Source organism: uncultured Castellaniella sp., from assembly GCF_937988725.1.
Taxonomy (GTDB): domain Bacteria; phylum Pseudomonadota; class Gammaproteobacteria; order Burkholderiales; family Burkholderiaceae_B; genus Castellaniella.
Genome location: NZ_CALKHS010000009.1, coordinates 418,553 through 437,826, shown reverse-complemented (window position 1 = coordinate 437,826; position 19,274 = coordinate 418,553). Strand labels below are relative to the sequence as shown.

At 60.4% G+C, this 19,274-nt stretch carries 20 protein-coding genes, 1 tRNA gene and 1 pseudogene; 15 read left to right on the top strand and 7 right to left on the bottom strand.

The annotated features are described in order from the left end of the window. The first annotated feature begins 121 nt into the window (after nucleotides 1-121). Nucleotides 122-197 (top strand) — tRNA-Lys (locus tag Q0263_RS09575). A 222-nt stretch (nucleotides 198-419) separates the two neighbouring features. Beyond that, entirely contained in the window at nucleotides 420-788 is a 369-nt protein-coding gene (locus Q0263_RS09570) for a hypothetical protein (protein WP_298015543.1), read from the top strand. Here the strand turns inward: Q0263_RS09570 and Q0263_RS09565 are convergent. Beyond that, nucleotides 783-986: a hypothetical protein gene (locus Q0263_RS09565; RefSeq protein WP_298015542.1), complete on the bottom strand. Its 204-nt coding sequence runs from the start codon at nucleotides 984-986 to the stop codon at nucleotides 783-785. The two genes, Q0263_RS09570 and Q0263_RS09565, sit on opposite strands and share 6 nt — an antisense overlap. A 424-nt stretch (nucleotides 987-1,410) precedes the next feature. Continuing rightward, nucleotides 1,411-2,335 (bottom strand): annotated as a pseudogene (locus tag Q0263_RS09560) (recombination-associated protein RdgC). 104 nt (nucleotides 2,336-2,439) lie between these two features. On the opposite strand from Q0263_RS09560, the gene Q0263_RS09555 reads away from it, so the two are divergent. From Q0263_RS09555 to Q0263_RS09545, 3 genes are all read left to right on the top strand, one after another. Then, nucleotides 2,440-2,901, top strand: a complete 462-nt coding sequence (locus tag Q0263_RS09555) for a hypothetical protein (protein ID WP_298015541.1) — start codon at nucleotides 2,440-2,442, stop codon at nucleotides 2,899-2,901. A 138-nt stretch (nucleotides 2,902-3,039) separates the two neighbouring features. Continuing rightward, nucleotides 3,040-3,288, top strand: a complete 249-nt coding sequence (locus Q0263_RS09550; protein WP_298015540.1) for a hypothetical protein — start codon at nucleotides 3,040-3,042, stop codon at nucleotides 3,286-3,288. 35 nt (nucleotides 3,289-3,323) lie between these two features. Next, nucleotides 3,324-4,169, top strand: a complete 846-nt coding sequence (locus Q0263_RS09545) for a hypothetical protein (protein WP_366140701.1) — start codon at nucleotides 3,324-3,326, stop codon at nucleotides 4,167-4,169. Between the two features lie 253 nt (nucleotides 4,170-4,422). Here the strand turns inward: Q0263_RS09545 and Q0263_RS17410 are convergent, their stop codons facing one another. Continuing rightward, entirely contained in the window at nucleotides 4,423-4,722 is a 300-nt protein-coding gene (locus Q0263_RS17410; RefSeq protein WP_366140695.1) for a Rap1a/Tai family immunity protein, read from the bottom strand. Between the two features lie 121 nt (nucleotides 4,723-4,843). Here Q0263_RS17410 and Q0263_RS09540 point away from each other — a divergent pair, with 121 nt between their 5' ends. Next, complete coding sequence (locus Q0263_RS09540) at nucleotides 4,844-5,644, top strand: hypothetical protein (protein ID WP_298015538.1); 801 nt, start codon at nucleotides 4,844-4,846, stop codon at nucleotides 5,642-5,644. A 256-nt stretch (nucleotides 5,645-5,900) separates the two neighbouring features. On the opposite strand, the gene Q0263_RS09535 is transcribed toward Q0263_RS09540, so the two are convergent. Continuing rightward, nucleotides 5,901-6,662, bottom strand: coding sequence for a hypothetical protein (locus tag Q0263_RS09535; RefSeq protein ID WP_298015537.1), 762 nt, complete (start codon nucleotides 6,660-6,662; stop codon nucleotides 5,901-5,903). 405 nt (nucleotides 6,663-7,067) lie between these two features. On the opposite strand from Q0263_RS09535, the gene Q0263_RS09530 reads away from it, so the two are divergent. Continuing rightward, nucleotides 7,068-7,379 carry a hypothetical protein gene (locus Q0263_RS09530; RefSeq protein ID WP_298015536.1) on the top strand — a complete coding sequence of 104 codons (312 nt, stop codon included), beginning with the start codon at nucleotides 7,068-7,070 and terminating at the stop codon, nucleotides 7,377-7,379. A gap of 223 nt (nucleotides 7,380-7,602) precedes the next feature. After that, nucleotides 7,603-8,613, top strand: a complete 1,011-nt coding sequence (locus Q0263_RS09525; RefSeq protein ID WP_298015535.1) for a hypothetical protein — start codon at nucleotides 7,603-7,605, stop codon at nucleotides 8,611-8,613. An 804-nt stretch (nucleotides 8,614-9,417) separates the two neighbouring features. On the opposite strand, the gene Q0263_RS09520 is transcribed toward Q0263_RS09525, so the two are convergent. The 3 genes from Q0263_RS09520 to Q0263_RS09510 are packed head-to-tail and all read right to left on the bottom strand — an operon-like array spanning nucleotide 9,418 to nucleotide 12,133. Then, nucleotides 9,418-10,170 carry an enoyl-CoA hydratase/isomerase family protein gene (locus Q0263_RS09520; RefSeq protein ID WP_298015534.1) on the bottom strand — a complete coding sequence of 251 codons (753 nt, stop codon included), beginning with the start codon at nucleotides 10,168-10,170 and terminating at the stop codon, nucleotides 9,418-9,420. Beyond that, entirely contained in the window at nucleotides 10,167-11,345 is a 1,179-nt protein-coding gene (locus Q0263_RS09515; RefSeq protein ID WP_298015533.1) for a CoA transferase, read from the bottom strand. The genes Q0263_RS09520 and Q0263_RS09515 overlap by 4 nt, the downstream gene beginning before the upstream one ends. Nucleotides 11,346-11,362: 17 nt before the next feature. After that, complete coding sequence (locus tag Q0263_RS09510; RefSeq protein WP_298015532.1) at nucleotides 11,363-12,133, bottom strand: IclR family transcriptional regulator; 771 nt, start codon at nucleotides 12,131-12,133, stop codon at nucleotides 11,363-11,365. A gap of 346 nt (nucleotides 12,134-12,479) precedes the next feature. Between Q0263_RS09510 and Q0263_RS09505 the strand changes: the two genes are divergently transcribed. The 7 genes from Q0263_RS09505 to Q0263_RS09475 all read left to right on the top strand — a co-directional run bounded on the left by Q0263_RS09505 (nucleotide 12,480) and on the right by Q0263_RS09475 (nucleotide 19,258). Continuing rightward, entirely contained in the window at nucleotides 12,480-13,484 is a 1,005-nt protein-coding gene (locus tag Q0263_RS09505; protein WP_298015531.1) for a tripartite tricarboxylate transporter substrate binding protein, read from the top strand. Continuing rightward, nucleotides 13,481-13,969 (top strand): tripartite tricarboxylate transporter TctB family protein, encoded by a 489-nt coding sequence (locus tag Q0263_RS09500; protein WP_298015530.1) that lies wholly within the window; start codon nucleotides 13,481-13,483, stop codon nucleotides 13,967-13,969. Before Q0263_RS09505 ends, Q0263_RS09500 begins: the two co-directional genes overlap by 4 nt. 9 nt (nucleotides 13,970-13,978) lie before the next feature. After that, a complete protein-coding gene (locus Q0263_RS09495; protein ID WP_298015529.1) occupies nucleotides 13,979-15,481 on the top strand; it encodes a tripartite tricarboxylate transporter permease in 1,503 nt (500 codons plus the stop codon). Beyond that, nucleotides 15,478-16,881: an MmgE/PrpD family protein gene (locus tag Q0263_RS09490; RefSeq protein ID WP_298015528.1), complete on the top strand. Its 1,404-nt coding sequence runs from the start codon at nucleotides 15,478-15,480 to the stop codon at nucleotides 16,879-16,881. Before Q0263_RS09495 ends, Q0263_RS09490 begins: the two co-directional genes overlap by 4 nt. Nucleotides 16,882-16,886: 5 nt before the next feature. Then, on the top strand, nucleotides 16,887-18,236 hold the full coding sequence (gene purB / locus Q0263_RS09485) for an adenylosuccinate lyase (protein WP_298015527.1): 1,350 nt from the start codon (nucleotides 16,887-16,889) through the stop codon (nucleotides 18,234-18,236). A 15-nt stretch (nucleotides 18,237-18,251) separates the two neighbouring features. Further along, complete coding sequence (locus Q0263_RS09480) at nucleotides 18,252-18,836, top strand: cysteine dioxygenase (RefSeq protein WP_298015526.1); 585 nt, start codon at nucleotides 18,252-18,254, stop codon at nucleotides 18,834-18,836. 80 nt (nucleotides 18,837-18,916) lie between these two features. Beyond that, nucleotides 18,917-19,258, top strand: coding sequence for a carboxymuconolactone decarboxylase family protein (locus Q0263_RS09475; protein ID WP_298015525.1), 342 nt, complete (start codon nucleotides 18,917-18,919; stop codon nucleotides 19,256-19,258). The last annotated feature ends 16 nt before the right edge of the window (nucleotides 19,259-19,274 follow it).

Below are 19,274 nucleotides of genomic sequence, written 5' to 3'. Positions count from 1 at the left end.
CCGTGCGGGGCGATGGCGTCATGTTTCATGGAAATGACGCCGTTCGGCCTGCCTGGCGCATTGCGGTTTTGCGTCGCATCGGAAATGGGTGTATAGTTTCGTTCTTCGCAAAACTTGCGACGGGCAGTTAGCTCAGTTGGTAGAGCAGCGGACTCTTAATCCGTCGGTCCAGGGTTCGAGTCCCTGACTGCCCACCAGAATTATTAAGGACTTAGAAGCGATTCTAGGTCCTTTCTTTTTGCTCGTATGAGCCGGTTTATGTGCCGCTGGCGCATATCCAGTGGTTTCAGGCGCCGATTTTCCGATCGTTCGAGGCTACAGATTCGCGCCAGCGCTGCTTGACGTAGATCTCTGTGGTGGCCTTGTCTTTGTGCCCGCACAATGCCTGGATGCGCTCGATTGGCACGCCGGCCAGTCACATGTCTGTGGTGCCTTTGCCCTTTAGGCCGCGGAATCCGAACGCCTGCAGCGACGGCATCTTCTGCCGCGCCTTTTTTTTGGGCGCGGCGCAGCATAGAATCAAGGCCGCTGTAGATGTACGCCTCATCCTTGCCCCTGCGGCGCTGCTTGTGCGCGATGGGACGATGCAGCACCGGGACATTCCCCACAGCTGTCTCGACCAGGGCCAGCAGTTCGCCAGTCAGTGCGATCTCCAGGATGCGGCCGGTTTTGTTCTGCTCGACGCGCAGCACCTTGTCGTCTGCCTTCTGCCGGATGTTCGCCGGCGTCCATCCGATAATGTCGGACTCAGGGCGCTGCAGGGTCGCCGTCGTTTCGTTCGCTCATAGGTCGTTCCCAAGGTGGATTGCCAACATCCCGCGATCCATGATCGATAGGGCGTTCTGGCCGTTCATGATTCGGCGCAGCTCGGCTTCGCCGCCCGAAATACCGGCGACTGCCGCCACGACATCGAGATTTCCTTTCTTGTCGGCGTTTCGCAGGGCTGCGCGGATGCGGTCGTCTTGCCGCTGATCGGTGATGTCCATGTCATTTCCTTATCTGGTGGGCAGGCACTAGCGCATCCAGCGTGACAGATGATGTAGTATTTGGTTTCATTGGAATTTGGGCGAAAGCTCATACCGTCCAGCCTGGTTCCCCTCGCCTCAGTGGCTGGAAATTGACACTGCAATAGAAGGGGAAGGCCTGTGCTCGGTCCCCCAGGCTCATTAAGGGTCTCCGAGTGATCTGTTTTTGGAGGAAGCTATATGCAATCCAAAAATGCAGGCAGCTTGTGCAGCACCGATCTGCGAAACATGTGCATGGCTACGTCATCCCTGATGACTGCCGCGCCGGTGGTGGGTCTTGGTGGCGTGCCGGCCGTGATTACGGCGTTGCTGGTTGTGGTGACGCTGTACTTACTAATGCGGTCTTAAGCTGAGAGTTGGCGGAGACAACCCCTCCGCCTCTTCCTTACTTCGTGCCCAGGCGCATTTCACCCAGGGCGGCCACCAAGTCGTCGAGCATGCGCGCCAGTTCGCCCGAGATCAGGGCGAAATCGGCCTCGAACTTGCTCGGCTTCGTGGGTGGCCTGGGCGTCCTGGTGCTCCTTCAGCACGTCCAGCGGGGCCACCCGCTTGATGTCCAGGGTGTCGGTCAGCACGAAGGACACCCGGTCGTTCCAGGTCATGGCCAAGCGCGTGCATTGCTTGCCGGCACTGATATGGCGACGGGCCTCGTCAACATCGACCGTCTGGCGCTGATAGCGCACTGAGGCCCGAGATTCGCCGGTGGACTGCAGTTGGGTGTCCTGGTCGATGGTGAAGCCGGCGGGGGCCTCATCTTCGGATAGCCACAACGTCATGGCGGCCGCCGGCGACATTTCCACGTGCAGGTGCACGATTGGAAAGGGCGTCAGCGTCTTGGCCAGCGGGCCCAGGACCTCGTCAGATTGCGCGGCCGCCGATGCGTCGATCACGAGCCAGCCGCCCTTGGTGTCGATCCAGACGCGGGTATCGCGCTGGGTGACGAAGGCCTTGGGGAGCAGTTCCATGGTGACTCGCTCCTTGATCTCCTTCATTTGCTTGCGGCCCGGTTTGTAGCCTTGCTGCCCCTCGATAAGTCGGGAGAGTTTGCGGGCGGCCTGGTTGATGACGGACGCGGGCAGCAGGCGATTTTCCGTGCGCAACTGGATCAGCATCTGCTGGCCTTTCAGCGCGTCGCCTTGGAAGTAGACCAGCATGCCGTCAGCATGATCTGGCGGCACCCAGCCAGATGATTGTGAGTCCTGGCTGCTGCACGGCTGGAACCGGGCTGCGCACAGCGCGTCATTCAGGCCGGAGACGGTCAGATCGTGTCTCGGTGCCAGGCGGAAGATTTTCAGATTTTTGAACCACATTGGGATATCTCCAGGTGCGATCGGTCGCCGATCAGGGGATCGGGATTGGACGAGGGGGAGGGCTGGGCGAGATGTATCATTCCCCCACTCTGGGAGGGATTGCCATGAAAGGTCATTTAGGGGTCGTGCTGCGCGTGTTCCAAGCCATGATCTACGCTCGCGTGGATCGCATAGATATCTGGTGGCGCTACAAAATTGCTGTTTCTGATCGATATCTTATTGAGCGCCGACGGGAAAAGCCGATTAGGCCCCGCACGGAAGAGGATCGGCGCAATGACGCTAAAGCGCTGAGGCTCTGGAAGGCGTATGAGACATTCTTAGAGCATCAGCAGATCATGAGCGCGTCTGCACGCTATGGTGTTCTTTTGCCTTCACAAGATGACGAGGACCTCTATGAGAAGGATGATGATGGGAGCCCTGTTCGTCTAGGTTCGGCAGGCAAGGCACGGTTTTGGAATGAAATACGAGTGGCGAAGCGAGAGCGCGTCCGGCACGCGAAAGAGACGGCTCTAGCCATCACGGGCGTTCTGGGGGCGGTCATTGCTCTTATATCTTTGCTGAAATGACCTCTAGAGTGGTCGTGTACACAAATCATCCGACATATCCGCCAGCCGGCCGCCCGGCGTCTGTTGCCCCATGGGCTGACGGGGGTTCTTGCGGCCCTTGTGGTGGCACCTGTTTCTTGTGACTTAGCGGAGGCTGAGATGCTAGAAGTGATTGACGGATTCACGGTCGATCGATCGTGGGTTGAGATGGAAAAAGGAAAGTTCTATCCGTCCATCGATGCGCGCCTGACAAGGGAAGATGGATCAATCTTGATAGGGTTCCGTCATATCCATTCGATGGGAGCCTTCAGCACACGCGGCACGGCCGCGCATGCTGCTGGGTTGGTGAAAGTTCGCGGGATCGTTACCGACGGGCTACGGGTCATCATCAAGATTGATGCGCTGTAGTCACCGAATCCGCAACGACTCCCCCTGGACAACTCATCAAACTGGGCGAGCAGGGAGAGCTGACCAGCAAGGATCTTGCCGAGGGCCTGCTGCGCGTCGGCGAGCAGATCGACGCCGAGTTCGAGCGCATGCCCAAGATCTTCGGGCGCGGCATGACGCTGATCCGCAACGCCTGGGGCCGGTTCATCTGGCAGATGAACCGCGCCAGCGCGGCCAGCGAGAGTTTCTACGCCATCTCCAAGCTGATCTCCGAGAACATGACGGAGATTGTCAAGGTCGGCGCCATGGCGCTGCTGGCGGCCGGCGTGATGCGGCTGCTGCCGCTGCTGAAGAAGATGCGCGGCGGGGCCCGGGCAGTGCTGTGGCCGTTTCTGCGCATGTGCGCCATCCTAGAGGCCATCCGCCTGATCGGCGACGACGTGCTGACGTGGCTGCGCGGCGGACGCTCCGTGCTGGGCGGCATCATCGGGCGCTCCGAGGAATGGAAGGAGCAGATCGACTGGGTGAAAGGCGTTCTGGATTCGATCAAGCGCCTACTGGGTGACGCCGGCAAGTCCACAGAAGAGTTCGCCAAGAAGTGGGGCACGGTCGGGCTGCTGGTCCTGGGGATTGATGCAATCCTGGGCGGCTCGCTCAGGAAGTTCCTGATGTGGATCGTGTTTACGGCTCTGCCAGCGTTCGCCAAGGAACTGAACCTGATCGCCACGACGCCGGCCGGCGTCGTGGCGATGTGGGTCGCTATTGTCGTGGGCTTGAAGTGGATCTACGACAACGCCGATAAGATCGCCGACAAGCTACGCACGGCCTTTGGTGGGGCGCTCGGGGATATCGAGAAGAAGGTTGAAAGCCTGGCCCAGAATCTGAAAGGGGTTGGCACTTGACTGGGTGAAGGATTGGGCGGGTCGGGTTTCTGGCAAAGACCTCAATGATGGGCTGAACAGCATGCTCAACCCTGATCGCTATAGGTCGGGGATTCAGCGCGGAAGCGGTCCGATCAGCACCCAGGACAATCGGAAGACGGAGATCACCATCCAAGGGGTGCCTGGCAATCCGGCCGTCGTTGGGCGCGCGGCGGAGGAGGGGGTGAGGCGTGGGTATGGGGCTTCTGGGTCATGGGCCCCGCATATTCAGCGCCTAACGTAGAGGTCGCGCCTTAGCGCTTGACGGCCCCTTGGGCAGAGCCTGCATAAGCAGGACGCCCGCGGGGTTGCTCAGATCCTTCTCATGCGTTACCAGATACCCCACAAAGATCTCTTTGGATTTTTTCATGCTGAGACCTTCGATACATAGGTATGGATCTGCGCCGGTTGCGCTCGCTTGCCAAAGCATGGCGCCGATGGAGCCTTCTATAAATGCGTCGCAGGCTGCAGATCCGAACAGGTCCTCAGTGCAGATTTTTTTACATATCTGCCCCCGTGTGGAAGCCGTAGTCATGCGCTGTTGGTTCTGCCGCCCACGCCCCAGACCCAGCTAGCGCCATGAGGATGCCTGCGAGGAGTTGCTTCATTGATGTGCCCCTGTAAACTCTTGTAATGGGTTTGATTATAGGGGAGGCATGATGAAGCTAAAGATGGTATTGGCTGGTCTCAAAGGAGCTGTGCAAGGGGCCATGTTTAGTCGGCCGGAACATCTGAGATATGCCGATGTGTTGAGCGCTGCTGTAGAAGACGGCGTTCTGACAGAGGATGAGCTTGACGAAATCAGGGCCGCCAGGGATGCGGCCGGCGGAGAGATTCCGAAAGCCAAGAAGGTGGCCGTTTTTCGTCAACTGCGAGATGCGGTTCTGGATGATGGCGTGGTGACGCAAGATGAGCTTGAGTCCGCCCAGTGGCTCGCCAGCATCCTGGGGATTACGCATGACGAGGCTGCCGGGGATCTGGCCAAACTGGAAACCCTGATGCGTGCATGCGCTATTTCGGAGGGTCGAGCAGAACCGATAGACGTAGGCGGCGTTCGGCTTCAGAAAGCGGAGGTTGCATGCCTGAAAATCGACGCCACCCTGATGGGCGTGAAGAAGCGCAGGGTCTATGTGGGCGGTAGCCAGGGAGTCAGTTTCCGCATTGCGAAGGGCGTCTCATATCGCGTCGGGGCAATTCGAGGCCATGCTGAGACGGTGGAAGAGGATGTGGTCGAAGCCGAAGGCGATCTGATTGTGACGACGAAGCGGCTCATTTTCTCCAGTCTAGAACGATCATTCACGGTCGCCTTAGGAAAAATCGTGAATGTGAACCTATATCTTGATGGCGTTATGGTTCATAGCGAGTCGAGACAGAAACCGTATTTCTTCCTCTTCCCTAATAACGACGGAGAGTTGTTCGGGGCCGCGTTGAGTTGGGCTGAAACACAGCAAGCCTGATAGCCGCGTTACACCAGACCACACCAAGCCGCCTACGGGCGGCTTTCGACATCGATCTGAAGTTGTTGTTCGGGGCGCCGCTCCTGCGTGTGATGGAAAATGGTGCTGGAGTGGCGTGGTAGCTTTAGGGCGTGCACGCGGGGAAGGACAACCCTTCGGGGGCGCTCTTATTTCGCCAGGAGGGTGCCCGTGAAGAGTTGCGCCATATAGATGTTCCTATCGGTTTGTTTTTATAGCCCGCTAATAGTTTTAAAAATTACTCTAAGCCTCTTGTTTTTCGTTCTTCTGTCACGATATTGTCATCCGATGGGCCGCTTTGGACCTCGTTTTCGTATACCGCATTCGGGTTCGGCATGTACATCGTTTTTGCACAAATATTCCCGTCTTGATAGATTATTTCGCCTTGGCCTTGCTCGATATATTTGTTAATTATTTTTGCTTCGCAAAAATCAGCGATATCTGACATTAAATCGACGGATATTCCGTTTTCTTTTATGAAATAAAAATCATCCTTTGATAGTTGTGAAATAATTATCTCAAATTTTACTTTCCAGTACTTTTCTTGTGTGCCTAACTGTGCGGAGATTTCCTTTATTGTTATTTCTTTTTTTATCGCTTCGTAGCTCTCAATTAGGCTTCTCGTCCCCCTCCAGGCTGCTGCGGCTCGAGTTGGTTTTCCCTCTTTGTGGAGAATATCAAAGGCTTTCTCAAGGCATAGTTGCGCTGTTTCCTGAGATTTGCTCTCTGAATCCTCTTTTATTTTGCTTTCTACAAATTCAATTTGCTTTGCCGTTTGGATCGATCTGTGTATGGAGGCTACCAAGGCCGTTAAGGGTACGGACATAGCGAGCATAGTAATAGGAAGCTTGCTTGACGCAATGAAATTCTGATAGCCTTGTTCGTTAAGTTGTATGGTTTTTTCCAACCATACGAAACTGCCAAAGAATAGGAATGAGCCAAGAGGCCAGCATATGGCAACCCAAAATAGCGGCTGCTCAATTAAAGAGGCGTGGTCCATCTCGTCTTTCTTTAGCCAGTGTTTTCTATATAGACCGTAAATGGTAGGTATGACTATTAAAAGAGAAGCTGCTAAGTGGTACATGTTGAGCGAGTGCATGACTTCGTAAGGTCTACGGCTGGAGGCGAAAAGATGAACAATATACGACAATTTTTAAAGGGTAAGCTGGCACGCCTTCCTGGTGCCACGCGATATGACCATGCGAAATTTGCGGTTGCCAGGATGCTCTGTTGCCTGCTCGTGATCCCGTAGCGGTGGACGCCGTGCTGGTGGCCAATATGCTGACGTCGCGTGGCTACGTCTCTGCACTGTGGGCGACGGTTCGGTTTCAGTGGGCGGCGCGGGCGTAGGTACGTCAGCAAGCAAAAGCGGCTCTTCGGAGCCGCTTCTTTTTGGATGATCGAAATGGCATTCCTTTCCCTCCTGTTCAGCCCTGAGCAGCCTCCAGACCATGATCGGCAGCGTGCCCCTGGACGCGCTGCTGACCGAGGACACGGAGCTCACAGCGAACGTCACCAGCTGCGGGGAGAGCCACTTTCCAGAGATCTGTTGGAACTGGCGCTGGATTTGGTTGGAGATGGAAGTAAGGGCGACAAGCTGACGGATGGAATCGCCAACAAGCTCATTTCGAACAAGCCTTTAGGCGACTACGAACTCCATCTTATGGTGGATGTTTTTCTGCTCCATGCAAGGCTGGTATGTGCCAGCACTTTGTAGCAGAGCGACTCGGACGTGGGGGGAGGGTCTACGACTCGCTGCATGGGTCGGCATCGAGAGCGGGCTACAGGGGCATGCGCGGCCGATCTGGTTCGATTTGGCGGCAGACGTGGCTGCAACCCTGGCGCCGGTGCGGCGCCAGGTGCTGGAGCATAACGAGATGGTTATGAGGCTGTGCCGGTGAATGGACAGGGGGCTAGCATGTCAGCATAATAATATATCTATGTTTTTAGCTTCCAATTATATGGCCGAGAAACCAGTATTCGTAGTGCATATTTCAGACGAGACTCCATCTGCACTGGAGGCGAGGGTATTACTTGCTCGCGCTACGGCAGAAAGGTGTTTGCATACGCACAACGGGCTTAGAATGCCGCTCGGAATTTATAATATTTCAGTAGGGAGAGTAACTGATAAGATTTCTAGGCTTTCTTCTAAGCTCGAGAATTATTTTGACAAGGTTCGTTCTGTGAATCCTGAGTCTCAAAATAATTACGATGATGAGATGCAAGAGGTTGTGGATTATATTGAGCTTGCTTTATATGCGGCTGCTGAGCATGTCGATGATATCGATTCAATCGCCACCTGGTTTTTTAAAAATCGCACGCTTCGCGATCGGGATCAAGCGTATCGTCAGCTACAAAAAGCGATAAAAAAGAATAAGAAATTTGTCGCTGCTGCTGCAAATGCAATAAAACATCAGCAGTCAAGAATCAGAATATTCTCGATGGAATACAGCCAGGCATCTGCGTCTGGATGCCTCCATGGCTATTTTATAGAGGGCGTGGTAGACGGGGTTGTCGGCCCGAGCGCAACTTTTCATCGCCACCAAGCGGTATTCTCAGTTAACACCCTTGTTTGGGAAATCATTGTGTTTTTGTTGTGTTGCTCTCGCGATTTAGCTACCTTCCTGAAATCCGTTGTCTCGGAGTTCATAGGGCCGGTGCGTGCTAACGACACTGGCTTGTCGAGAGCGTTGGCAGTAGCAGTCCGGCTGCCATCTTATACTTTTGGAGAGGAGCACCCTCTTTCGCGAGTGACGCTCCACATAGGCGTGCCGAGAGGCGGACTTCCCTCTCAGTTAGCTCAAGCACTTTACGGTTCCCTGAATAATCCTTGGTTAAAAGACGTCCCCGTACGTTTAGGCACCTCAATTTCTCGATACACAGGGGACGGGGTCAGCCGATCTTTCCTCAGGATTGATCTGAAGAACATGGTCCCTTATTATTGGGATTGAAGTTGACAAGGCATGTTGCCTGGCAGGCATGGATACAGGGCCAGGTGCTGGTGGCGTATGGGGTGTGTGCGGCTCAGCACGAGGAGACGGTGGAGACCTATGAGTCGCTGCGCAAATGAAAATCGGTCCGCGCGGAGTCGAGTTTTCATGAACTTTCTGGTCCGGGTAGTTCCTGGCGCTTTCAGAGTCCGACACGCGTCTTTTGACTCAACCCGAGGGCTGCCAGAATATCGATCTAAGTGGTGAGCCTTAGAGGTGTATCAGAATTAACGAACAGAATTAGAATTGTAGGGTATCAAAACCCATGATAAGAATTTTCACACCTACCACAGATATCTTCACGTTTTGGGCTATCCTCGTACTCATGATTAGTTGGAATTGGCAGTCCGCAACGTGACATGAGTTTTTCGCCATCTTTATTTGGAGCGACCGCTCGAGTGCCGACGTCAGTGTATATCCCTCCTTTGAAGTTGGAGGCTGAAACCTTGTGGTACTTCTTACCTGTTCCCCATCTTACGAACATGTAGTTCTCTTCGCTTTGATTGATGCCAAAATTGTTTGATGACACTGCGTGCTGTGTGGCATGCTATTAGAAATATAGTGCGCCCCAGTGCTTAATCCGTCGGTCCAGGGTTCGAGTCCCTGACTGCCCACCAGAAATATCAAGCAAAAAGGCCAGTTCTTCGGAACTGGCCTTTTTGCTTTGCGCGTCCTGGCGTGCACATGCTTCGGCAGTGCCTCCGTGCCGGACTTTGGCCCCCGGGGCGGGGTCGGGGGAGTGCCTGGATACCGGCGCCCCGATGCTCAGCGGCTGGGGCTTGGCGCCATCATGGCATCGTTCAGGTACTTCCGTATCCGGTCCTTGAGCCCGGGCCTGGAGGTGGAGCGCACCAAGGCAGCCATGTCCGCGTCGGCGTCTGCGTCGCGCATGTCCAGGGCGCGATGCAGGCTGGCGCGCGTGTCGGAAGCGAGAGCAGTCGCGATTTCAGCGGCGTCGGCGATCAAGGCGTCAAATCCCGGTTCCGGAGCCGTGTCCTGTGCGAATCCCAGGCGCACCGCTTCATCCGCATGGAATGTGCGTGTGGAAGACAGGATGGACAGCGCATGCTGCGGCCCGACGATGTCGCGAAATCGTCTGGACCCGAGCACGAGGCCGAACTTCAGCCCAGGCATCCGGAAACTGGCGTCCGCCGAGCAGTAGCGCTGCTTGCAGACGCCGAACAGGTCCACCCCGGCGCCGAAATTGCGCCCGTGCGCGTACCCGAGCGTCAGGGCGGGGGAACGCGCGATCAGCTGCAGCAACTGTTCGATCCGCACCAGGCGGTGGAAAAGGTCGCCGTCGCTCTGGTCTTCGTAATCGGAGAAATCGAAGCCGGCGCTGAAGTTCTTTCCCGTGCCGCGAAAGGCGATCAGGGGCGCCTGGCGGGCGTGGGCCTCTTCGACCGCCGCGATCAGCGCTTCCACGAGTTCGGCGGAGAGGGCATTGCGTTTCGAGGGACGGTTGAGCGTCAGCGTCCAGGCGGCGGGGGTCTTTTGGATGTCCAGGATCGCGTTCATCGGGCTGCGACCCCGCGTGTCGGGCGTTCCCCGGAGCCTGATGCGAACAGCTCGTCGTTATGCTCGCCCAGGGCCGGCGGCCTGCGACGGATCGGCGCGGTGCGCGCATCGAAGCGTACCGGCGATGCGAAGGTGCGCGTCTGGGCGCCGTTGGGCAGTTGCAGGGGCTGCACCCAGTCCATGTGTTCGACTTGCGGGTCCGCCAGCACATCCGAGTACCGGTTGATGGGGGCGCAGGGGACGCCGGCTTCGCGGAACCGGGCCAGCCAGGTGTCCGCGTCTTCCGCTTTGAAAATGCCTTCGAGGATGGCCCGGAGCGCATCCTGGTTGGCCGCCCGGGCGGTGGTGTCGGTGAAGCGCGCATCGTGGCGCAGTTCGTCCCGGTGGATGACGGCGCACACCGCCTTCCACAGGGAATCGTTGCCCGCGGCCATGCCGAAGTAGCCGTCCCGGCAGCGGAATATCTGATAGGGCGCGTTGCGGGGGTGCGCCGAGCCGAGCTTGACCGGGTTTTCGCCGGAACCGAAGAACTGCGAGGTCTGCAGCGCCGAAATGCCCAAGGTCGCCCCCAGCATCGATACGTCGATGTGCGCGCCCACGCCGTCGCTTTCCGCCTTGCGCAAGGCCGCGAGCACCGAGAATGCCGCATAGAGCCCCGCGGCGAAGTCGCAGACGGGCACGCCGCATTTGACCGGGGCGCCGTTCTCTTCGCCCGTCACGCTCATGAGTCCGCTCATGGCCTGCAGGGTCAGGTCGAAGCCGCCTTCCTGGCTGCGAGGGCCCGTCTGTCCGTAGGCGGAGATGGAGCAGTAGACCAGGCGGGGGTTGATGTCGCGCATCGCGTCGTAGGCCAGGCCCAGCCTGCCCATGACCCCCGGGCGATTGTTCTCGATCAGCACGTCCGCGTTCCTGATCAGCGCCATTGCCTTGCGCCGGTCCTTTTCGTCCTTGAGATTGAGCGTGACCGAGCGCTTGTTGCGGTTCAGCGAGGCGAAGTTCTCGCTGTAGCCGTCCGTGAGGGGGGACCAGCTGCGCAGCGTGTCCCCGGTGCCCGGAGGTTCGATCTTGATGACGTCCGCGCCCATGTCGGCGAGCAGCAGGCCGCAGAAGGGGCCCGCGGCCACGTTGCAGATCTCGATGATGCGGACGCCTTCGAGCGTGGATTCCTGTTTCATGCGTTCTCCCGCGAGTCTTATGCTGTGATGCCGAAGTAGCCGCCGCGATAGCCCATGTGGGCGGACAGCTGGCGGGCGGTCTGTTGAAGGACCGGGGCGTATTCGGCCATTTTTCGTACGGTCAGCCGTTCGAGCGGCCCCGAGATGCCCAAGGCGGCCACGACTTTGTCGAGCCCGTTGAAGACCGGCGCGGCGATGCCGCCGATGCCGCGGCGCCACTCGCCCCGGTTGATGGCGTAGCCGATGCGCGAGATGTCCGCCAGTTCCTGCTTGAGCGCCGGCAGGGAGACGTGCGTGTCGCTGGTGTGCTGGTGGATGGCGTCGCCGTAGTGGTCGATGTAGTCGGGCGCCTGGAAGGCGAGCAGCGCCTTGCCGGTGGCCACCGCATAGGCGGGCGCCCGGCCGCCGACGGTGGAGTAGGCGAGCAGCGGCTGGGGGCTGTCGAGCTTGTCGACGTAGACCACGTCGAGTCCGTCGAGCACGGACAGATGGACGGTTTCCCCGGTCGCGCGCGCCAGTTCGCGCATGAAGGGGGGCGCCAGCCGCCGCGCATCCATGCTGGCCAGCTGGCGGGCGCCCAGTTCGAACATCTTCAGCGTGCACCGGTAGGCGCCGCTGTCGAGTTCGCGGCGTATGTATCCGGCGTGGACGAGCGTCTGCAGCGTGCGATGCGTGTTGCTGCGCGTGAGTCCGACTTCGGACGCGATCTGTTCCAGGGTCTGGGCTTCGCCGTCCAGCCGGCTGATGGTTTCCAGAACCATCAGGCCTTTGAGTAGGGTTTTGTCCACTTCTTTGTTCTCGCGTGTTGATCTTGCTTTTTTGATGGCGCTTGCGGACGGGAGGCCGCCAGGCAGCTTCAAGGGAAGGATAGCCAAAATACCCGATAAAATCAAATTATGGTTTTCATATCCTACATATTGAGAAATAAATAAAGCCATGATTTCTGTACGGCCAGGGCATGAAAATCATGGATTTACCGATGTTTATCCGCATGTTTCTCAAGTAAATTAACGATTTATAGGTGTAAACCCCTAAATTAGACGAAAATTTATTGACAAGGGATAATCCGCTACTTAGCATTCGAATCATAAAAAATAGAATCTTAATCCCAAATAATAGGAAAAGGAGAGAGGAATGGATATTTCTCGCCGAAGAGCGCTGAAAGGCCTTATGGCCGTCACGACCGTCACGTCGGCCGTCATGCTCGTCAATCCGGCATCGGCGGCCCAGGCCCAAGCCAAGGATGCGTTCCCGACCAAGCCCATCACCATCATTGCGCATACCGGCGCCGGATCTTCCACGGACATCTTTGCGCGTGAACTCGCCAAGGCCGCCGAACCCGTGTTCGGACAGCCTGTGGTGGTGGTGAACCGGCCGGGCGGCAGCGGGGCGACGCAGATGGCCCTGCTGAAGGAAGCCAAGCCAGACGGCTATACCGTGGGCGTGAATACCGCCTCGCACCTGACGGCGATGCGCACCAATCTGAAGGGCGTCTACAAGTGGCAGGACTTCTCCTGGATCACCCTCAACCAGCTCGATCCCTACATCACGGTCGTGGCGGCCGATAGTCCGTACAAGACCCTCCAGGATCTCGTGGCGGCGGGGCGCCAGGGAAAGACGATCAAGGTGGGCGGGTTCGGCACCGTGGGCGCCGCCCACAACATCGCGTTCAACATGCTGGCGCACAAGGCCGGGATGGAGTTCACGTGGGTGGGGTACAACGGCGGTCCTCAGGCCATGACGGCTCTGCTGGGCAAGCACATCGACGCGGTCAACACCAATCCGGGGCCCGCCCTGCAGTTCGCGGAGGCGGGCAGGGTGCGGGTGCTGGGGATCCTGGACGACCAGCGCGCCAGCTCCTTGCCCGATACGCCCACTTATGCGGAAGCCGGCTTCCCCGTCGACACCACCTGGAAGCAGATCCGCGGCATCTACGGCCCCAAGGACATTCCGATGGAGATCCAGGAGAAGCTGGCCGACGGCTTCATGCGCGCGATGCAGTCGCCGGCGTTCCAGAAGTATATGGAAACCTCGGCGCAGATCGCCGGGGATAAGGGGCCGCGGGAATACACGAAGTTCATCGAGCAGATGGACAAGGTGGGGTACGAGTGGCTGCAGCGTCTCGGAGTGACGCAATGACGGCGTCCCGTGCGCCGGACGCGCCCGGCGAGACGGAAAAGTCGTCCTGCCTGAGCCTGTGCGCCAGGAAATCCGTCCGGCTCGTGGCGCTTGCCTGCATGGCTGTGTTCGCCTGGGCGGCCTGGGTCGCGCATTCTTTTCCCCCGGCTTTCAGCGACGTCGACGTCGGGCCCGCCCGCGTGCCGCTCATGGCTTCGATCTTCGGGATGCTGTGCAGCGCCATTCTGTTCCATGGCGCGCCCGGGCCGGGGACGCGGGTCCGGGTATCGCGTCCGCTCCAGGTCGGCGCGGGCATCCTGGTCATCGTGGCCTATGTGCTGGCCATCCCCCATGCGGGCTTCTACGTTTCGTCCGTGGTCGCCGTCCCGCTGCTGATGCTGGCGGGCGGGGAACATCGCGCTCCGGTTCTCGTCGCGTCCACGGCGGGATACCTGCTCTTCATTTATGTCTGCTTCGAGCGGCTGCTCGACGTGCAATTTCCCTAGGAGAAGCCCATGCTGACGGACTTGATATCGGGATTTGCGCTCGTCATGCAGCCTGAAGTGCTGCTGGCGCTGTTCGTGGCCACCATCATCGGATACATCATCGGCGCCATGCCCGGCCTGGGGCCCAGCCTGGGGGTGGCGCTGCTGATTCCCTTCACGTACGGCGTGGACCCGGTCGTGGCCATGGTGGCCCTGGTGGCCCTGTACGTCGCGGCGGAATACGGCGGCGGCATCACGGCCATTCTCCTCAATACGCCCGGAACCGCGGCGGCGGTGGCCACGGCCTGGGATGGCTATCCCATGGCGAAGAAGGGCGAGGCGGGCTTCGCCCTGCACGTGTCCATCATCAGCTCGGGCATCGGCGCTTTTCTCGGGGCGCTGCTGCTGATCGGCACCGCCGTGCCCCTGTCCGAGTTCGCCCTCCAGTTCGGATCGACCGAATACTGCGCGCTGGCCCTCTTCGGCCTGAGCCTGGTCAGCAGCCTCGGCGGCAACTCGCCTTTGCGCGGGCTTCTGGCATTGTGCCTGGGCGTGCTCTTTGCGGTGGTGGGCATGGATCCGGAGAACGGCACGCCCCGTTTCGCCTTCACGCCGGACCTCTTCGAGGGAATTCCCCTGGTGCCCGCGCTGCTCGGGCTGTATGCCATTTCGGAAGTCCTGGTCATGCTCGAGGGCGAAGCGGTCAGCGCACTGTCGATGAAGGTGTCCAATGTGTGGCGGATCTCGCTGTCCCGGTATCGCACGCTGTGGGGGTGCATATTGCGAAGCACCGGCATCGGCTACGTGATCGGCGTCATTCCGGGCGCCGGGGCCTCCATCGCCAGCCTCATCTCGTACAACGAGGCCAAGCGCGCCTCCGGGACCTCGGACTCGTTCGGCAAGGGGAACCCGGAAGGCGTCGCGGCATCGGAGGCGGCGAACAATTCCGCCGTGACGGGCGCGCTGGCCCCGCTGCTGGCGCTGGGAATTCCCGGCTCGGCCACGGCGGCCATCCTGATCGGCGCCCTGATGATCCAGGGGATACAGCCCGGGCCGCTGCTGTTCGTCCGCAACCCCGAAATACCCTATTCGATATTCGCCTCGCTGCTGATCGGCGTGCCGCTGATGGTGGTGGTCGGCCTGCTGGGCGCCCGTCTGTGGGTGCAGGTGGTGCGCGTGCCGAATTCCCTGCTGGCGGCGGTGATCGTCGGCATTTCCGTCGTCGGCGCTTACTCGTCCGAGAATTCGATGTTTCCCGTCTACGTCACGCTGACGTTCGGTATCATCGGGTATGTCCTGCGCAAGGTCGACGTGCCCCTGGCGCCCATCGTGCTGGCCCTGGTCCTGGTGCCCATGGCGGAGACGAACTACCGCCGCTCCCTGGTGATTTCCGGGGGCGACCACCTGATTTTCCTGCAGCATCCGATCACGGTCGTCCTGTTGATCCTGGCGGCGCTGTCCTTCCTGGTGCCTTTCCTGCGCGGGAGAAAGCGGAAGGCGCGAGCGGCGGCAGGTGAAGGAGGCGCGGCATGAGCGGCGGCGGTCCGATGCCCGGCCTGACCTCGTTCCTGGCGCAGCGGGCCCTGGCCATACGGCCCGGGGATGTGCCGGACGACGTGTACGCCATCGCGCGCCACGCGCTGCTGGATTGGGCGGCGCTGGCCATGGCGTCCTGGCGGCTGCCGGCCGTCCGGAGCCTGTCCGGATACCTGATGGCGCCGGCGGCGCCCGCGGGCGAGGCGACGGTTCTGGGCGCGGGCCTGCGGACCTCGCCCGAGGCGGCGGCGCTGCTCAATGGCATTGCGGGGCATGCGCTCGACTTCGACGATGCCCACTTGCCGTCCAGAGTGCATCCTTCGGCGCCGTTGTGGCCCGCCATCCTGGCCTATGGAGAGTCCGCGCGGCTTCCGGGCGAGCGCTTGCTGGCGGCATTCGCCGTGGGTGTGGAGGTCCAGTCCCGCCTGGCGGCGGGCATGGGAGAAAGCCACTATCGACTGGGGTGGCACAACACCGCCACCCTCGGTTCCTTCGGCGCCACGGCGGCGGTCGGCTGGCTGCGCGGTTTGAGCCCTGCGCAGTTGTGCAGCGCCTTTGCCATCGCGGCCACGATGGCCGGCGGGCTGAGGGCCGTGTTCGGCACGCCCGCCAAGCCCCTGCAGGTCGCCCGCGCCGCCGCGAACGGCCTGTTTGCCGCCGGCCTGGCGCAGACCGGCTTCGAGGTCGGCGGCGCCGTTCTCGACGGGGAGAACGGCTTTCCCGCCCTGTATGCCGAAGACGCGTCCGCGGGCAAGCCCATGGCGCAGCCGGACCGGTGGTGCGTCAGGGAAATCGTGTTCAAGCATCACGCGTCCTGCTACGGCACGCAGGCGCCCATCGAGGCCGCCCTGGCATTCGGCCGCCTGGATCGGGAAGCCGTTTCGTCGGTGACCGTGTACGTCGAACCCCAGTATCTGACGGTCTGCAATATCGCCGAACCCGAGACCGCGACGCAGGCCAAGTTCAGCCTGAGGCATACCGTCGCGCTTGCGCTGGCGGGCGAAGACACCGCGGTGCGCGCATCGTTCGAACCGGAGGGGATCCGCAAGCCCGAGGTGGCCGGCTGGCGCCCTCTGATCGAGGTGCGCGCCGACCCGGATCTGCCCAGGGCGAACGCCCGCGTGGCCGTGGCGTTCGCGTCGGGGGAACTCCAGGCGCGCGCCTATGACGCCAGCCGGCCGGAAAGCGATCTGGGCCGGCAGCAGGACCGGCTCCTGCAAAAAACGCGTTCTCTGCTGCTGCAGGAAGGATTCGGCGGCGACCGTGTCGCCGGGCTGCAGGACGCCCTGCTGGCGGTGCGCGAATCCGCCGACATGGCTCGGTGGATGAAGGACTTCCGGGAGGCGTCGCACGGGCCCGCCCGGGATCGGGAACATGACATTCAAGAAGGAGCGTGAATCTGATGAGTACGTATGTGATGGACAGCGAGTTGTTCCGGGATCAGTTCGGCACGGCCGCGATGCGCGGGATCTTCAGCGATGAAGCCACCGTGCAGCGCTGGCTCGACGTGGAGGCGGCGCTTGCCAAGGTCCAGGGCGAGATGGGCGTCATTCCCGAAGCGGCCGCGCAGGAGATACGGCGCAAGAGCAAGGTGGAGAACATCGATCTGCCCGCCCTGAAGGCGGAGATGGATCGCACGGCCCATCCCATCGTCCCCCTGCTCAGGGCGATGAAGAAGGTCTGCGAGGGCGATGCGGGGGAATACATCCACTGGGGGGCCACGACCCAGGACATCATGGATACCGGCACCATCCTGCAGGTCAGGGACGGGCTGGACGAACTCGAGTCCGCCTACCGCGCGCTGCATGAAAACGTGTGCGCGCTGGCGCGGAAGTACCGCGATCAGGTCATGGTCGGCCGCAGCCACGGCCAGCATGCGCTGCCCATCACCTTCGGCTTCAAGGTCGCGGGCTGGGCGGAGGAGCTGCGCCGCAACTTCACGCGCTTGCGGCAGATGCGCGAACGGGTGCTGGTGGGCCAGTTCTCGGGCGCGGTGGGGACGCTGGCCGCATTGGGCGAGCAGGGCCTGGAAGTGCAGCGGCGCCTTTTCTCGGAGCTGGGGCTGGGCTGTCCGGTCATCACCTGGCACACCTCGCGCGACAACATCGCCGAGCTCATTTCCGTCCTGGCGATCGCCTGCGGCACGGCGGGCAAGATGGCCCACGAGATCTTCAGCCTGCAGAAAACGGAAACGGGGGAACTGGAAGAACCGTTCGCCATGGGGAAGGTGGGGAGCAGCACCATGCCCCACAAGCGCAATCCTCCGGTGTGCGAAGGCGTCATCGCGCTCAACCGCCTCGTGCGGGCGACGGTTCCCCTGGCCGTGGAAGGCATGGTCGCGGACCATGAGCGGGACAAGGTCGTGCTGCAGGCCGAAAGAGAGTACATCGGCCGCGTTTTCAACATGACTCACGCGGCGGTGTCGAAAATGATCTACGTCACGCAGGGGCTCAGCGTCCGTACGCAGAACATGGAGAAGAACCTGTTCGTCCAGAAGGGCCTGCTCATGTCCGAGGCGGTGATGATGAGCATGAGCGAGGCGCTCGGGCGGCAGGAGGCCCATGAGATCGTGTATCGCATCTGCATGGATGTGTTCGAGAACGGCGGTTCCCTGAAGGAAGCGCTGTTGAATGATCCCCAGGTATCGGGGCGCCTGGACGAAGCCGCCGTCGATCGCATGCTGTCGCCGCACAACTACGTGGGCCAGGCGGGCGCGTTCGTCGACGATGTGCTTCGGCAACGTCTGATTTGAGAGGAGGCCGAGAAGATGGCTCACGAAAGACTTTTAGGCGCCATTGCCGCATTGAGCGAGATGGTCGAACGTTCCGGGCTGGACGAACCGCGGATCCTGAGCGAGGCAAGGGATGTGATGGCGGATCTGGTCGCCGTGGATGACTGGCTGCCGGAGGAACTGGCCCGGCCCCACCCGGAGTACTACCGCCAGTATCTGCTGTACGGCGATCCCCGGGACCGCTTTTCCCTGGTCAGCTTCGTCTGGGGGCCGGGGCAGAAAACCCCGGTGCACGACCATACGGTATGGGGCGTCATCGGCATGCTGAGAGGGTCGGAATGCGACCAGCCCTATCGCCAGACGGCGGGCGGGCTGGAGCCCGCGGGCCCGGAGAAAACGCTGGCGCCCGGAGAGCTGGCCTGCGTTTCCCCGAGCATCGGCGACATTCACCGCGTGCGCAATGCCTACGACGATCGGGTGTCCATCAGCATCCACCTGTACGGCGGCAACATCGGCCGCATCCGCCGCAGCGTCTACAGCGCCGATACCGGGCAGCGCAAGGAATTCGTGTCCGGCTATTCCAATACGATGGTGCCCAATCTCTGGGCCCCCCCGGGCTGATCCATCCGGGATGCCCGCCATATCGACCCGATGGTCCGGAGGCATCTCCGGACCGATGATCCGTTGAAGGAGATTTTCGAATGATGAACAACTGGCCCGATACCCTGAGCAACCTGAGAAAAGCCGCCGGACGGCTGGCCGAGAAGAATCATGCCGTCACGAGCGCGTACCGCGGCCTGAACGAGGCCGTCAGCCGCGGCACGGCGTTGGATGACAAGACGCGCGAGCTGATTTCGCTGGCCGTTGCCGTCACGACGCGCTGCGACGGGTGCATTTCCTCGCATTCGGCGGCCGCCCGCAAGGCGGGGGCCACGGAAGAAGAAGTCGCGGAAGCGCTGGGGACCGCCATCGCGCTGAATGCCGGCGCGGCCTATGTCTATTCCGCCCGCGCGCTGGAGGCATTCAACCAGTTCGAGGGCTAGGGCTTTTCTTCCCGCC

Coding starts and splice junctions, on each gene's coding strand:
- Q0263_RS09570 (WP_298015543.1), top strand. CDS start 420: ATGTCTGTGGTGCCTTTGCCCTTTAGGCCGCGGAATCCGAACGCCTGC.
- Q0263_RS09565 (WP_298015542.1), bottom strand. CDS start 986: ATGGACATCACCGATCAGCGGCAAGACGACCGCATCCGCGCAGCCCTG.
- Q0263_RS09555 (WP_298015541.1), top strand. CDS start 2,440: ATGAAAGGTCATTTAGGGGTCGTGCTGCGCGTGTTCCAAGCCATGATC.
- Q0263_RS09550 (WP_298015540.1), top strand. CDS start 3,040: ATGCTAGAAGTGATTGACGGATTCACGGTCGATCGATCGTGGGTTGAG.
- Q0263_RS17410 (WP_366140695.1), bottom strand. CDS start 4,722: ATGACTACGGCTTCCACACGGGGGCAGATATGTAAAAAAATCTGCACT.
- Q0263_RS09540 (WP_298015538.1), top strand. CDS start 4,844: ATGATGAAGCTAAAGATGGTATTGGCTGGTCTCAAAGGAGCTGTGCAA.
- Q0263_RS09535 (WP_298015537.1), bottom strand. CDS start 6,662: ATGGACCACGCCTCTTTAATTGAGCAGCCGCTATTTTGGGTTGCCATA.
- Q0263_RS09530 (WP_298015536.1), top strand. CDS start 7,068: ATGGCATTCCTTTCCCTCCTGTTCAGCCCTGAGCAGCCTCCAGACCAT.
- Q0263_RS09525 (WP_298015535.1), top strand. CDS start 7,603: ATGTTTTTAGCTTCCAATTATATGGCCGAGAAACCAGTATTCGTAGTG.
- Q0263_RS09520 (WP_298015534.1), bottom strand. CDS start 10,170: ATGAACGCGATCCTGGACATCCAAAAGACCCCCGCCGCCTGGACGCTG.
- Q0263_RS09515 (WP_298015533.1), bottom strand. CDS start 11,345: ATGAAACAGGAATCCACGCTCGAAGGCGTCCGCATCATCGAGATCTGC.
- Q0263_RS09505 (WP_298015531.1), top strand. CDS start 12,480: ATGGATATTTCTCGCCGAAGAGCGCTGAAAGGCCTTATGGCCGTCACG.
- Q0263_RS09500 (WP_298015530.1), top strand. CDS start 13,481: ATGACGGCGTCCCGTGCGCCGGACGCGCCCGGCGAGACGGAAAAGTCG.
- Q0263_RS09495 (WP_298015529.1), top strand. CDS start 13,979: ATGCTGACGGACTTGATATCGGGATTTGCGCTCGTCATGCAGCCTGAA.
- Q0263_RS09490 (WP_298015528.1), top strand. CDS start 15,478: ATGAGCGGCGGCGGTCCGATGCCCGGCCTGACCTCGTTCCTGGCGCAG.
- purB (WP_298015527.1), top strand. CDS start 16,887: ATGAGTACGTATGTGATGGACAGCGAGTTGTTCCGGGATCAGTTCGGC.
- Q0263_RS09480 (WP_298015526.1), top strand. CDS start 18,252: ATGGCTCACGAAAGACTTTTAGGCGCCATTGCCGCATTGAGCGAGATG.
- Q0263_RS09475 (WP_298015525.1), top strand. CDS start 18,917: ATGATGAACAACTGGCCCGATACCCTGAGCAACCTGAGAAAAGCCGCC.